Genomic DNA, 13,969 nt, shown 5'->3' on the forward strand with positions numbered 1-13,969 from the left:
GGTGGCCTGGTCCGGATGAGCAGGGGAGGGCACGCGCTGCCGGACGCGACCTCCCCCACTCGGTCCGCGCTACCGGACCGGCTTGAGGTCGAAGTCGATGTACTCCGCCGCCTCCTCCGGGCTGGCGAAGAGCATGGTCCGGTCGTCGAAGTGGACCATCCGGCCGTAGTGCGTCGACATGATCTCCTCGAAGTCCGACTGGTCGAACTCGAAGCCGATAGCCTCGGTGATCTCGTCGAAGTCGAACAGCAGCTTCCCCACACCGTCGACCCGGATCATCGACGGGTACTCCTGGACGGTCACGCTCGGCTTGCCGCGCATCACCTCGGCGACCACATGGCCGTTCTGGTTGTTCATCAGGGTCACGCCGCACATGTTGGAGAAGGTGCGGTCACTGCCGAACTTCGTGCTCCCGCCGGTGCTCACAGCGCCAGTCCCTTCGGCTCGGAGAGGTTCAGGTCGGACAGGAGGGTGCGCAGGCCGGCCACCGCGCCGTCCCACGAGTCGGCGAAGGTGACCACCCTGTCCTGGGGTTGTGACCAGATCGGTTGCAGCTCGTGCGCCGCGCGGACGCTCAGCGGCACCCAGGTGTCGAGCCAGCCCTGCATCACGTCGCGGTTGTGGTCGCCGTGGGTCTCGTCCGAGGTGAGCATGCGGAACAGCGCCCGGCTGTAGCGCAGGTCCCGGTCGTAGTCGTGCTCCCCGGTGCCCACCAGGGTCGGGGTGACGTAGTCCCCGTTGCGCGCGGAGACCTGCATCACGAGATGGCTGCGGAACAGCACGCCCACCAGCGACTCGAACACCACGTTGGCCGCGAACAGCGACTCCGCCCAGTCGCCGATGGCGGTCAGCCGCTCGACGTTCTCCCGCACCCCCTGCCAGACCGGGTCGGTGTGCCACGCCTGTCGGTGGACCGCCCCGTCGAACGGGATGCCCGCCTCGGACAGGTCCAGGTTGTACAGCGCCAGGTCCTGGGCGAAGCGCAGCTTGTGGGCGCTGTTCACCGCGATCGCGGTGTTGATCATGTTGGTGGGAGCGGAACGCTGCTCTGAGGTGAACACGTGCATGCCCAGGCCGTGTTCGGCGTGCATCCACGCGCCCAGGTGCCGCTCCAGGAACTTCACCCAGGCCGCCGACCAGCCGCGGTACGCGCTGGCCTTCTTCGCGTTGTCCAGGTTGAGCTGGATCTGCCGGACGACGTTGGAGTTGTTCCGGTAGATCGTCTGCTCCCACTCCTCGTTGGGGTCGAGGAAGCGGTGCCAGTCGCCGGAGCGCAGCTCGGTCCAGTCCTTGGGGTAGCCGCCCTTGCCGTCCGCGAACCCGTAGATCCAGCCCTGGCTCAGGTGGCGCTCGGGGTCCGGCTGCACGTCGACCGTGACGTCCTCGTACATCGTGGCCCGCTTCTTCTGGGGCGTGAAGTAGTTGTAGGAGCGGCTGGCGGAGCTGGGGAACTCCTTGAGGCCGGCCTCCGCCCCGGTGAATTCGATGCGAGGGAAGCTCTTGGTCACGGTCTTTTCGGTTGGGGCCATGAGCGCACACCTTTCTGTGACTCGCTGATGGTGCGGGGAGGGCGTTCGCCTGCTGGGCGTCAGTCGTCGGCGGCGGTGACGGTGAACTTGTCGAAGAAGACCTGGCTGTCCGGCACGCCCCTGTCCTGCAGCAGCGGCAGGGCCGCGTCGATCATCGGCGGGGGACCGCAGAGGTAGAGGTCGCAGTCGGAGAGGTTCTCCTCCTGCCGGGCGAGGACATCGGTGACCAGGCCGGTCGCGCCGGTCCAGCCCCGCGGCCGGCTCTCGGAGAGGCAGGGCACGAAGCGGAAGGCGGGGAGCCGCTCGGCGATCTGTGCCAGTTCGTCGAGGTGGAACAGGTCGTCCTCGGTGCGAGCGCCGTAGTAGTAGACCGCCTCGCGCTCGTCGCCGCTGACCACCATCTGGCGCAACAGCGCCAGGATGGGGGCCATCCCGGCGCCTCCACCGACGAAGACCAGCCGGCGGTCGGAGCTCACGCGCAGGGTGAAGGTGCCGTACGGGCCGGTGACCTCCAGCGCGTCACCGGCCGTGATGCCGTCCTCGAGCAGGCCGGAGAACCTGCCGCCGGGGTACCGCTTGATGATGAACTCCAACAGCCCGTCGGCGGTGGGAAGGCCGGCCATCGAGAACGAGCGGTGCTCGTCGGTGCCCGGGATCGTGATGTCCACGTACTGGCCGGGGTGGAAGCGGAAGGTGGACTCCGCGGGCAGCCCGAGGCGCAGCAGAGAGATGTCGTGGGTGAGATCCCGCAGCGAGATGACCTGGGTCCGCACGGTGACCACCGGCAGGCCGGCTCGGATCATGTCCTCGTCGTAGTTGACGAGCTCGATCTCCGTGTCGCTGTAGACGTGCGACCGGCACAGCAGGACGTACCCCTCGTCCTTCTCGAAGTCGGGCAGCGCGAACGTGGAGTACCGGCCCATCTGCAGGTCGCCGTCGAGCAGGAAGGACTTGCAGGCCGAGCACTGGCCTTCCTTGCAGCCGTGGATCAACATGACGCCCTGCCGGAACGCGGCGTCCAGCACCGTCTCGTCCTCGTCGGCCTCGATCTCGATGCCTACCGGTTCGAACCGGACCTTGTGGGTGTCGGCCATGGTGCCGCTCCTCGGTGTGGAGGTCCCCGCCCCGGCACGTCCGGGGAGCGCGCCGCGGCGGGAACAGGTTCGGGTCGGCGTCAGGCCGCCGGGCTGACGTTCGGGTTCGCCCGGTAGGCGGCGACGTGCGCCTCACGCTCGGCGTCGGACATCTCGTTCAGCAGCACGTTGGGGCTGCTGAAGGTGATGCCGCGCAGGTCGTCGAGGGTCCACAGCTTCTTCGGGTCGTCCAGGTCCAGGTGCGGCTGTGGGACGAGGGTCCTGCCGTCGTCGCGGACGTAGCCGAGGCCGGAGACGACGTCGGCCAGGTCCTGACCGTGGTGCAGCGTCTCCCACTCGCGGTGGCCGGTGAGCCGGCCCATGTTCGGGGTCGGCGTGCCCTCGTACTCGGGGCGGAAGGCGACCTTGTCGGTCCAGTGGCAGGTCTCGGAGCAGTAGGTCCGCCACTGGCCGTCGACCTTGTCGACCACCATGTCCTCGCGGACGAGGCAGGGCACCATGCAGGTCCAGCACCGGTGCGGGTACTCGTAGCCGACGTCCTCGAACGCTATCGGCTTGTTGCGGCCGGGGTGGCGCAGCCGGTTGTACGCCTCCCACCAGCGGCCGAACTGGTTGTACCAGCCGGGGTACTTCTCCTCGAACCACTCGAAGTCCTGGTCGGTCATCGGGTCGATGCGCCAGTAGTTGACCGGCCAGCCGGTGGCGAAGAACTGGGCGACCCGGTGCACGTAGTGCTTGTTGTAGATCCGGTTCCAGGCCTCCTCGACCAGGTCGTGGGGGATGACCAGGCCGTACTTCTCCAGCGGGATCAGGTAGCTGCGGTAGTAGTCGTCGTAGATCCACCGACGCCACATCTCCGCGTAGCTGTCCCGGTCCTTGCGGCGGTCCTTGGTGCCGTACTCGATGAAGGTGCCGATGGCGGCGTCGACCACGCAGTGGTTGTTCCACCAGGCGTAGCGCAGGTCGCGTTCGAGCAGCTTGCGGTTGTCCTCGTCGGCCAGCGCCATCAGCAGGATGGAGTAGCCGTTGGAGATGTGCCGGGACTCGTCCGACTGCACCGAGTGGAACACGGTGGGCAGCAGGTAGTCGCCGTTGGCCGCGGCCTCCGAGGGCATGGCCACGAACAGGGTGTTGGTGAAGGCGGTCTCGGCGACCACGGTCAGGTAGATGTTGGCCGCGGTGATCGCGTCACCGGTGATGAACCCCTCGCCGAACTGCCGGCCGATCGTGCCCGCGTAGTTGTTCGCGAAGGCCTTCTCGGTGATGTCGAACCCGGCCGGGTCGATGTAGTGGTTCATGTACAGGCGCTTGAGGTTCATCTGGATCGTCGAGTGCCGCACCTCGTCGATCATCTGCACGGCCAGGCCGTTGTGGACCTCGGGATTGGGGACGGCGTCGATGGCCATCGGCATGGCCCGGGCGGCGGAGATCTCGGGGAACGGGATGATGGACAGGAACAGCTTCTGCCACTCCATCCAGCGCTCCTGCACCTGCCGGAACATGTTGCCGCGGATGGCGCCGTCCATCGCGCCGTAGACGCGGTTGTCCTTCTCCTCCTCCATCGGGAAGTAGGAGCGCAGGATCTGCTTGAGCGGGTCCTTCTTCGGGGCCTTGTCGAACTTGTAGTCGGTGCCGAACCGCTTCGCCGGGGTGGCGAAGGTCGGCTCCCACGAGAGTTCGGTGATCTTCTTGTGCGCCTTGCTGAGACTCTGTCGGCTCACTCCGTGCCTCCTGTGGCTGGGAAGGCGAGACCTCGGCGCTCCGCGACCGCGCCCAGGCCACGCCGGTGCGCCGTCCTTCACCCGGAACACGCGGGTTCCGGCGACGACGGCCCATGGGAGGAATGACAGCGGAGGGAGCGACCGCGTGCGGTCTCAATGTGAGACAGCGAATACGTGACTCTGCGCTCGCGGCCGGTTACGTGCACGAAACCCGCCTGCTACGCTCCCGCCACGTCAGGAGCCGGCCAGGGAGGCAAGGTGGCCTTGAGACACTCCGACGTTCCAGGTCCGGACCGCGGCCCCACCGCACGGCCGGACGTACTCGCGGCGGCACGGGAGCGTTTCCTCACCGCCGGCGCCGTCGACTCGGACAAGGTGCGTGAGACGATCGCGGCCTCGTGGTGGCGGTCCAGAAGCTGGAACGTGGCAGCCGACCGCGTCCAACTGCCCTACACCAAGGACCCCAATCTGGAGACGCCGCTGGTACACAGCGCCGCCCCGGTACTCCATCGCCTGCAGGAGCAGTTGAGCGACGTGGCGGTGAGCATCATCCTCACCGACGTCCAGGGAGTGATCCTGCACCGGGGCACCGACGACCGGGTGCTCGCAGACCATCTGGACCGGGTGCAACTGGCGCCCGGCTTCAGCTACGCGGAACAGTTCGTGGGCACCAACGGCATCGGCACGTCCCTGGAGGGAGGCCGGGCCACCGGGGTGTTCGGGCACGAGCACTACGCGGAGAACCTCGAGGACCTCGGCTGCGCCGGAGCCCCCGTTCGCCATCCCCTCTCCGGCCAGGTACTCGGAGTGGTCGACCTGACCTGCTGGAGCCGTGACGCCGGCCCCCTGCTGCTGACGCTGGCCAAGACAACTGCCGAACATATCGAGCAGGAACTGACGACGCTGGCCGGACTACGCGAATTCGCCCTGTTCCAGGAGTACTTGCGGGCCTGCCGGCGCAGCGGCGGCATCGTGTTCGCCCTCAACAACGACGTCGTCATGATGAACGACCATGCCCGCCAGGTGCTCGCGCCCGAGGACCAGGCCGCACTGCTCGGCACCGCGGCCGAGGCGATGTGGGGCGGCAGGCGCGCCTCCGTCGAGGTGGACCTGCCCAGCGGCGCGAAGGCGCGGATGTTCTGCGCCCCGGTGGACACCGACTCGGGGCCGGCCGGCGGCGTGGTGCGGGTCCGGCTGACCGAGGCGCCCCGGGAGCTGCCGCCCGGCGGTCCCGCCCCTCGTCCGCTGCTGCCGGGCCTCGTCGGCTCCGGTGCCCTGTGGCAGCGCGCCTGCGACGACGTGCGCGCCCACTACCGGAGCGGCGAGTGGATCACCGTGCAGGGCGAGCCCGGAGCCGGGAAGCTCGCACTGCTGCGGGCCGTGCACCGGCATCATGATCCCGCCGGCCGTTTCCAGGTGCTGGACGCGGCCGAGGCCGCCCGGCCCTCCGACTTCCTCACCCGCGTCCAGCAGGAACTCGACGAGCACGACGGGACGCTGGTGTTGCGGCACGTCGACCGCCTGCCCGGGGCGGGTGGTCGCGCCCTGGCGGCCCTTCTGCAACGGCAGCGCCGGGCTGCCGTCCGGTCCGGCCGGCACCGGTGGGTGGCGGCCACCCACCAGTCGCTCGACCACGACGAGGCCGATCTCCTGCGCGCCTTCCCCGGCACGGTGCAGGTCCCGCCGCTGCGTCACCACATCGAGGACCTGCGCGAGCTCGTTCCCTTCCTGCTCGTGACGCTGCCCTCGGCGGAGACACTCACCTGCTCTCCCGCCGCGCTGCAACTGCTCATGCGCAACGCCTGGCCCGGCAACGTCGCGCAGCTGCGGCAGGTTCTGCGCACCGTCGTGCAGCACCGCAGGGCAGGCGTGATCGAGCCCGGGGACCTGCCCCCGCAGTGCCGGTCGGTGACCCGCCGGGTGCTCAGCCCGCTGGAGGCCCTGGAGCGTGACGCGATCGTACGGAGCCTGATCGATGCGCAGGGCAGGAAGAACGAGGCCGCCCAGGCGCTCGGGATGTCCCGCGCCACCATCTACCGGAAGATCCGCGATTACGGCATCGACCTGCCGCGGTGACGGCGCCCGCCGGCGCCGTCACCGCCGGCGGGGCGGACGAGGCCGAGTCCCGCCCATGTCGTGCAGCGGTACGTCGATGCGGTTCACCGTGAACACGTGAGGTGACCTTCCCGGTGCACGATGTCCGGGACGTGGTATCGCAGCGCCCACCTCTGTGCCCGTCGGGCTGGACCCGGCGCTATGTGACGTCCCGCAGTCGCTGGGGATCGCATTCGAGCGTGGCGCGGTCCCACCGTCCGTGTTCGGCTGCCGCGTCGTAGGTGGTCTGCAGGAATCCGAGGAGCACGGCATCCGGGTCACCGGCGGTGCGCACGCTCTCGTACGGCAGGAGGAACTGGCCGTTCTCCCTGCTGTAGAAGGCATCGGTCGGAGTGACCGGGTGTTCGGCGAAGCCGTCGGGCTCCGGATAGGCATAGGCGTAGAAGGCACCCTCCTCGCCACCGCCGGGCCAGAAGCCGCAGCTGCTGAGCTCGTGGGAGTAGCCCTCCACCATCACGAAGTCACCGCAGTTCGGCGCGCCGCCCGGGTGTGGTGGCGCGGGGCGGCCGGAGAACCTCGTGCACGCCAGGTCCATGGCTCCCCAGAAGTAGTGCACCGGGCTGACCTTGCCGGTGAAGCGTGAGCGGAAGACGCCCATGACGCGATGGGCCTGCAGCAGCTGCTGCCAGAAGAGGCGAGCCGCGGTGGGGTCGTAGGAGGCGTGGCGGTCGTCCTCGGCGAACGGGATCGCGGGTTCCACTTCGTTCGGGTGGGCCTGGATCGGCGCCTCGATCCCCAGCTCGTTCAGGGCGCGCATCGTCTCTTCGTAGAACCGGGCCACTGGCTTCGGCTCCAGGGCCACCGTACGGACGGCACCGTCGCTGGTACGGATGACCAGCCGGCGGTCGATGAAGTCGAACTCGATGTCGAAGGCTCCGGAGCCGTACGGGATGGCGGAGGTGGTCAGCCCACGTGGACTGACATACAGCGTGACCTGCCACCAGTGGTTGATCAGCGGCGCGTGCGTCAGGCGCACCTTGCCGACGATCTGGGTCCACATGTGCAGGGTGTCCCTGGTCTCGGTCCAGTCGGCCACCCGGAGCCGCGGCCATGTCTCGCGTGTGCGCGTTGTCGGCAGGGTCACCGTTGTGCCTCCCGGATCGGCGTCATCGGTGTTCGGGACGGGCGTACCGGCCGGTTCGGCCGGTGGGGAGGGCCGACCGCCTGCACAGACGCCCGGGACGGTGAGGCTTCCTGGGGCCTGTCGCGGATGGGTTCCCTCCTCAGCAGACTCGCCTCCGTGCGCCGCAGGGGCAACTCGGACGCCACGGACACTCCCGGCAACGGCCAGAGACACCCTGACGTGGGCGAACGGCACCTCATTCGGCGGCTCGACCCGGGCCGGGGAGCGCTGGGCCGTGCGGATGACGGAGATCGCGCCGGGCGCGGTCGCCTGAGCCGGTGGCGCCGATTCCGCCTAGCCTGAACATTCGGGGAACCGGCACACAAAAGGAACACCATGGATCTCCAGCTCAAGGCCAACGTCGCCGTCGTCACCGGGGCGAGCAAGGGCATCGGTCTCGCCATCGCCGATGCGTTCGCCCGTGAAGGCGCTCACGTCTTCGCCGGCAGCCGGAGCATCACTCCCGAACTCGAGGGACTCCACCAGAAGTACGGCGTCACCGCCGTCCCGGTCGACCTGTCCACCGAGGGCGGACCGGACGAACTCGTCCGGCGCGCGGTGGACCAGTACGGCAGGGTCGACACCCTGGTCAACTCCCTGGGTGCCGCGACGCCCCGTCCGAGCTTCCTGGACGTCGACGACGGCGAGTGGCAACGGATCTTCAACCTGACCCTGTTCAGCGCGGTCCGCGCCGGCCGCGCGGCACTTCCCCACCTGCTGGACGCGGACGGGGGTTGCATCATCAACATCACCTCCATCAACGCGCGCCTGCCCTTCCCCATGGTCGTGGACTACTCCGCGGCCAAGGCCGCGCTGGCCAGCCTGACCAAGTCACTGTCCGAGGAATTCGCACCGCGGGGCGTCCGGGTCAACGCGATCGCGCCGGGCCCGGTCCGCACCCCGTTCTGGACCGCACCGGGCGGCTTCGCCGAGGCCACGGCGGCCCAGGCCGGCACCACCGTGCAGGAGGCCATCGAGGAAGTCGTGCCGCAGAGCATGCACATCTCCACAGGCCGGGTCACCGAAGCACATGAGGTCGCCGACCTGGCTCTCTTCCTCGCCTCCCCGCTCGCCGCCAACATCACGGGAGCCGAGTTCACCATCGACGGCGGCCAGATCAAGACGCTGTGATCTTCCGCGCTCCCACGCGCAACCGAACGATCTTCCCGCGACATGGCGGACCGGGAAGGAGACCCATGCCTCCTTTCCGGCCCGCCCGGCCGCCGTCGCGGCTGCGCGGCCGGCACGGTCACGGGGGCCGCTCTACCAGCCGACCGCGACCAGCAGCCACTGGGGGCTGCCGTGGGAGATGAAGGAGGACTGGCCCGCCACATCGTCGTACGGGAAACCGTAGGCCAGGTGGTTGACGGCGTTGTCGTGCCAGAACTTGGCGTAGTAGTTCGCCGGGGCCGCCTTGTAGAACTGGCCGGGGTCACTCTGCTGGGACGACGGGAGCGTGGCCACGTGGCGGTTGAGGGCCGCGCACATGTCGGGGTTGCCGGCGAGGGAGGCGGCACAGCCGAAGATGTCGGAGGTGGCTGCGCCGACACCGACGGACCGGGCGTAGGAGGTGAAGTAGTCGGCGTTGGCGCCACCGGAGCGGAAGCTGGGGTCACTGCCGGGAGCGATGATGCGGTAGGGGGCCTGCGTCTGGGCCAGCACTCTGAACGGGGCCGGTACCGCGTCGATGAAGCGCTGGAAGGTGGTGGCACGGTCCTCGGCGAAGGTCTGCCGGTTCTCACCGACCTCGACGTCGTAGCCGTCCTTGGTGTGCAGGCGCATGGCGAGCTTGATGCCGAAGGCGTCGACTCGTGTGGTGTTGCCGTTGAAGACGTTGCCGCCGACGGTGAACTCGATGAAGTCGTAGTAGGGGCTGTCGGGTGAACCGAGGTGGAAGTACATCCGCCCCGCGGAGTTGGCAGGCATGTCGAGATAGGGCTGCTCCGCGATGGAGTGCGCCTGGCCGTTGAAGCTCCAGTACACCTGGCTGTCGGGGTACTTGCCGTTGGTGCGGTTGAGGATCTTCACCTCGACGGCGTTGTGCGCGGCGGGGATGTCGCCGGTGCTGCCCCAGAAGTCGTCCGTCGGCGGGGTGCTGTCGCCGGGCCCGTACACCTCGAACTCCCACAGGGAGTAACCGTACGGAGTTGCCCTGGCGGTGCCGTAGACCCGGACGTACCGGCCGCTGCCGCTGACGTTCAGGGTCTGGGCCCCGCCGGTGGAGGTCGTGGTGGAGTACACCGTCGTCCAGGTCCGTGCGTCGGTGGAGGTCTGGATCTGATAGGCCGTGGCGTAGGCGGCCTCCCACTTCAGGCTGACGCGGGTGACCTGCTGGACGGAGCCGAGGTCCACCTGGAGCCACTGGGGATCGGCGAAGGCCGAGGACCAGCGGGTGCTCGCATCACCGTCGACCGCCGCGGCGGCCGGGAACGCCGCACTCTCGGTCGAGGACGCGCTCACCGGCCGGCCGCGGGAGAGCAGGAGGTCGTCGGCCCGGGCGGACGACTGTGTCATGGCGAAGAAGCAGGCGGCGAAGAGGGCGAGGACCAGGCAGAGGGCCGTTCGGGAACGCATGACGCCGGTCGGCGGTCTCGGTGCCGGCGCGCAGGGGGGTGTCTGCATGAAGTCTCCAAAGCCGAGCAAGGCCTGTGGGGATGGAGGGGCGGCAGTGCCTGAGAGCGCTCTCTCGGCGTTTGTACTCCCGCTGCGATCCACCGTCAACAACTGAACGCGAGACCGTCACACCGCAGTCGCCTCGCGGAAGCAGACGGCTGCCTGCCCTGTCTGTGCGTGAGTGTTTCTCGGCTCGGTGGGCGAGGTGGGCGGTTGACCGACGGGAACGGCCGTTTTGCCGGTCTTCGACTTCTGAGTAGGCCCAACTCGACCGCCGACGCGACTCGTTCACCTCTTGACGTGTTTGGTTCAGGCCTTTAGGTTCCGGGTGGCCGGGGCTCACCGACCTGTTCCCGCCCCGGGACCGCCAAGCCGTCGCGGAGCTCGCAGACGCACATTCACCCCCCACCGTCAGGAGCGCCCCTTCCATGTCCATGCCCTTTGCCGGAGGACTCTCCGGCAGACGCTCGCCCCTGGGATGGTTCGCCGTCGCCGTCGCCGTCGCCGTCGCCGCCGCGCTCATCGCGGCACTGTTCACTGCCGCGCCTGCGCATGCGGCGGACGGCCAGATCACCGGACTCGCCGGCAAGTGCGTGGACGTGGCAGGGGCCAACAGCGCCAACGGCACCGCCGTTCAGCTCTACGACTGCAACGGAACCAGCGCCCAGCGCTGGTCCAATGCGGGTGACGGAACCCTGAGGGCGCTCGGCAAGTGCCTGGACGTGGTCGACCGCGGAACCGGCGACGGAGCGGCCGTTCAGCTGTGGGACTGCTCCGGCGGGGCGAACCAGCAGTGGGTGGTCACCGCCGCCCACGACATCGTCAATCCGGCCGCCGACAAGTGCCTGGACGTGCGCGACAACAACTCCGCCAACGGCACCCGTCTGCAGATCTGGACGTGCACCGGCGGGGCGAATCAGAAGTGGAACGCGCCCGGTGGCGGAGGCGGCAGCTCCCTGTCCGGATTCGTCGTCACAGAAGCCCAGTTCAACCAGATGTTCCCGCACAGGAACGGCTTCTACGCCTACAACGGGCTGGTGCAGGCCCTGAGTTCCTACCCGGCCTTCGCGAACACCGGCAGTGACGCGGTGAAGAAGCAGGAGGCCGCCGCCTTCCTCGCCAACGTCAGCCACGAGACCGGCGGCCTGGTGTACGTGGTCGAGCAGAACACGGCCAACTACCCGCATTACTGCGACTGGAGTCAGTCCTACGGCTGCCCGGCGGGCCAGGCCGCGTACTACGGGCGCGGACCGCTCCAGCTCAGCTGGAACTTCAACTACAAGGCCGCCGGTGACGCACTCGGCATCGACCTGCTGGGCAACCCCTGGCTGGTGCAGAACGACGCAGCGGTCGCCTGGAGGACCGGTCTGTGGTACTGGAACACCCAGTCCGGGCCTGGCAGCATGACCCCGCACAACGCCATGGTGAATCAGGCCGGATTCGGCCAGACCATCCGATCCATCAACGGCTCCCTGGAATGCGACGGCAAGAACCCCGCTCAGGTGCAGAGCCGAGTCGACGCCTACCAGAGGTTCACCGCCATCCTGGGTGTCAGCCCCGGGAGCGGCCTGTACTGCTGAACGGGACCTCACGGCACTCGGTGAGTGGGTCGGAGCAACCCCTCCGGTCCACGCACCCGCCCGCGCGCTCACTGCTGTTCATGTAGATAAACATTGCTTACGTGGGTGTACATGCGGGCTTCTGCTGTGCCACGCTCGATCGGTCAACCGCCTTGCAAAAGTGCAGAGTTGAGGGAGGCGCGGGCCGATCGACCTTTCCCGACGTATCTTGCTGACCACGGCCGCTGGTGCCGCGGCGCTCTCCGCGGCACCGGCGACGGCTGCCCGCGCCGCCGACCGGACGCCGACGGCGACCCCTCCGCACGCTTCGCGCCGCCGCCGACTACGCGATCGGCAAACTCCGCGCTGTCGCCCCGGGGGTGACCTCCTTCCCCGTCGGCACGAAGGCCGAGAAGTGGGTGTACTCCCAAGGCGGCGACTGGGTCGGGGGATTCTGGCCCGGCACACTGTGGATGGCCTGGCTCCACAACGGGGACGACACCTTCCGCACCCTGGCGCTGGCTTCGGCGAAGAAACTCGCGCCCCGCCAGACCGACACCACCACCCACGACCTCGGCTTCCTGTTCTATCCGTCGTGGGTCACCGCATGGCGTCTGACAGGCGACGACACCTGGCGGACGGGCGCCCTCCACGCGGCCGACACGCTGAGCCGCCGCTACAATCCCGACGGCCGCTTCATCCGTGCCTGGGGAGCGCTGAACGATCCGAACAATGCGGGCCGCGTCATCATGGACACGATGATGAACCTCGACCTGTTGGCCTTCGCGAGCGAACAGACCGGCGACGGGAAGTACCTCGACATCGCCGTGGAGCACGCGCGAACCACGCAGCGCGCCTTTCCGCGCGCCGACGGATCGACTCCCCACGTGTACGACTTCGATCCCACCACCGGCGCACCCATCGGGCCCAATACCGTGCAGGGCTACAGCCCCACCTCCTGCTGGGCACGTGGACAGGCCTGGGGGATCTACGGCTTTACGACGATGCACCGCCGCACCGGTGACGAGCAGTTCCTGACGACCGCGCGCAGACTCGCCGACTACGCGCTGGGAGCCCTGACCCCGGACCACGTCCCCGTCTGGGACTACCGTGCGCCTCAGCAGCCGTACGACGTCAAGGACGCCTCCGCCGGCGCGATCATGGCCTGTGGTCTCCTCGACCTGTCCGCCGTCACGGGCCGGCACGAGTACCGGGAGGCGGCCCTGCGGCTGCTGACCGCGCTGGCGGAGACCTGCCTGACCAGGAACTCGTCCCGCGCCGAGGCGATCGTCGCCCGTTGCACCCGGAACCGGCCGGCCGAGGACGGCATCGAGATCTCCCTGCCGTACGCCGACTGCTACCTGCTCGAAGGCATCCTGCGAGTGCTGCGGCCGCACGACGTCGACCGGGCGATCGACCTGTCCGGACCGAGGTGAGGGCGACCGGTCGCCGCGGCGCACGTCATCATGCGTGGCCGTCCTGAGGCCCGAAGGCCGAGCCGCATGGCTGCGGAACTGTTCCACCCCGGTGACGCGTCCCGCCGGCGTCCGAGTCCACCGGACATTCGTGAGCCGGGCGAGAGACCCTAGCCGCCCGCGGCCACGGCCTTGAGCTCGTCCAGTGATTCGCGCATCACCTGCGACATCTCGCGTTCCTCGGCCGGCGCGATCCAGCGCTCGAAACCGACCTTGAACACGGCGACACCCGCCTCGGCGGTCAGGCTCGCGGCGGGCTCGGCGACGCCGCGTCGGCGCAGGGCGTCGGCGAGCGCCGCCGACAGTGAGGCGAGCTTGATCAGCTCACGTTCCCGCAGCTCCGCGTTCGCCACGATGAGGGCCTGTCGCTGCCGGGAGTACTCGCGGCGTCCGACGAACATCGCTGAGACCGCCTGGAGCCCCGCCGCTATCGAGTCGATCGGCGCTGCCGACTCGGGAGCCCCGGTGACCGCGTTCACGAACAGCTCCTGCAACGCACCGGAGCCGCCGAACAGCACCTCGCGCTTGTCGGCGTAGTGCCGGAAGAAGGTCCGCTCGGTGAGGCCGGCCCGCTTGGCGATCTCCGCCACGGTGGTCTGCTCGTAGCCGCGCTCTCCGCAGAGCTCCAACGCCGCCTCCGCCAGGCGTCCACGTGCGTTCGGCTCCCATCTGCTCATGAGCAGATCCTACGTGATGACAGTGACTGACATCAGGTGCTAGGGTCGATGTCAGTCACTGAC

General features: G+C 68.8%; 11 protein-coding genes. 4 read left to right on the forward strand and 7 right to left on the reverse strand.

Annotated features, from left to right (window positions below):
- Positions 1-69 precede the first annotated feature (69 nt).
- From mimD to BZY54_RS12310, 4 genes are all read right to left on the reverse strand, one after another.
- The gene (gene mimD / locus BZY54_RS12295) at positions 70-426 is read right to left on the reverse strand and encodes a propane 2-monooxygenase effector subunit MimD (RefSeq protein ID WP_244217119.1); all 357 of its coding nucleotides are present in this window, start codon (positions 424-426) and stop codon (positions 70-72) included.
- Complete coding sequence (locus BZY54_RS12300) at positions 423-1,529, reverse strand: aromatic/alkene monooxygenase hydroxylase subunit beta (protein ID WP_086725206.1); 1,107 nt, start codon at positions 1,527-1,529, stop codon at positions 423-425. Before BZY54_RS12300 ends, mimD begins: the two co-directional genes overlap by 4 nt.
- Before the next feature lie 59 nt (positions 1,530-1,588).
- Positions 1,589-2,623 carry an FAD-binding oxidoreductase gene (locus tag BZY54_RS12305; protein WP_086725207.1) on the reverse strand — a complete coding sequence of 345 codons (1,035 nt, stop codon included), beginning with the start codon at positions 2,621-2,623 and terminating at the stop codon, positions 1,589-1,591.
- Positions 2,624-2,703: 80 nt separating this feature from the next.
- On the reverse strand, positions 2,704-4,344 hold the full coding sequence (locus BZY54_RS12310) for a ferritin family protein (protein ID WP_086725208.1): 1,641 nt from the start codon (positions 4,342-4,344) through the stop codon (positions 2,704-2,706).
- A 264-nt stretch (positions 4,345-4,608) separates the two neighbouring features.
- On the opposite strand from BZY54_RS12310, the gene BZY54_RS12315 reads away from it, so the two are divergent.
- Positions 4,609-6,420 carry a sigma-54-dependent Fis family transcriptional regulator gene (locus tag BZY54_RS12315; protein WP_086725247.1) on the forward strand — a complete coding sequence of 604 codons (1,812 nt, stop codon included), beginning with the start codon at positions 4,609-4,611 and terminating at the stop codon, positions 6,418-6,420.
- A 178-nt stretch (positions 6,421-6,598) separates the two neighbouring features.
- Here BZY54_RS12315 and BZY54_RS12320 read toward each other — a convergent pair whose 3' ends face one another.
- Positions 6,599-7,543, reverse strand: coding sequence for a DUF5996 family protein (locus tag BZY54_RS12320; protein ID WP_279634679.1), 945 nt, complete (start codon positions 7,541-7,543; stop codon positions 6,599-6,601).
- Positions 7,544-7,918: 375 nt separating this feature from the next.
- Between BZY54_RS12320 and BZY54_RS12325 the strand changes: the two genes are divergently transcribed.
- Positions 7,919-8,713, forward strand: a complete 795-nt coding sequence (locus tag BZY54_RS12325; RefSeq protein ID WP_086725209.1) for an SDR family NAD(P)-dependent oxidoreductase — start codon at positions 7,919-7,921, stop codon at positions 8,711-8,713.
- 132 nt (positions 8,714-8,845) lie between these two features.
- On the opposite strand, the gene BZY54_RS12330 is transcribed toward BZY54_RS12325, so the two are convergent.
- Complete coding sequence (locus BZY54_RS12330) at positions 8,846-10,156, reverse strand: beta-1,3-glucanase family protein (protein ID WP_425276271.1); 1,311 nt, start codon at positions 10,154-10,156, stop codon at positions 8,846-8,848.
- A 473-nt stretch (positions 10,157-10,629) separates the two neighbouring features.
- Here BZY54_RS12330 and BZY54_RS12335 point away from each other — a divergent pair, with 473 nt between their 5' ends.
- Both BZY54_RS12335 and BZY54_RS12340 read left to right on the forward strand, forming a co-directional pair.
- Positions 10,630-11,775 carry a chitinase gene (locus tag BZY54_RS12335; RefSeq protein ID WP_244217124.1) on the forward strand — a complete coding sequence of 382 codons (1,146 nt, stop codon included), beginning with the start codon at positions 10,630-10,632 and terminating at the stop codon, positions 11,773-11,775.
- A gap of 359 nt (positions 11,776-12,134) precedes the next feature.
- A complete protein-coding gene (locus BZY54_RS12340) occupies positions 12,135-13,190 on the forward strand; it encodes a glycoside hydrolase family 88 protein (RefSeq protein WP_244217120.1) in 1,056 nt (351 codons plus the stop codon).
- Between the two features lie 149 nt (positions 13,191-13,339).
- Here BZY54_RS12340 and BZY54_RS12345 read toward each other — a convergent pair whose 3' ends face one another.
- Entirely contained in the window at positions 13,340-13,906 is a 567-nt protein-coding gene (locus BZY54_RS12345; protein WP_086725211.1) for a TetR/AcrR family transcriptional regulator, read from the reverse strand.
- Positions 13,907-13,969: the final 63 nt, after the last annotated feature.

The sequence above is a fragment of the Streptomyces carpinensis genome (assembly GCF_002154505.1).
GTDB classification, from domain to species: domain Bacteria; phylum Actinomycetota; class Actinomycetes; order Streptomycetales; family Streptomycetaceae; genus Streptomyces; species Streptomyces carpinensis.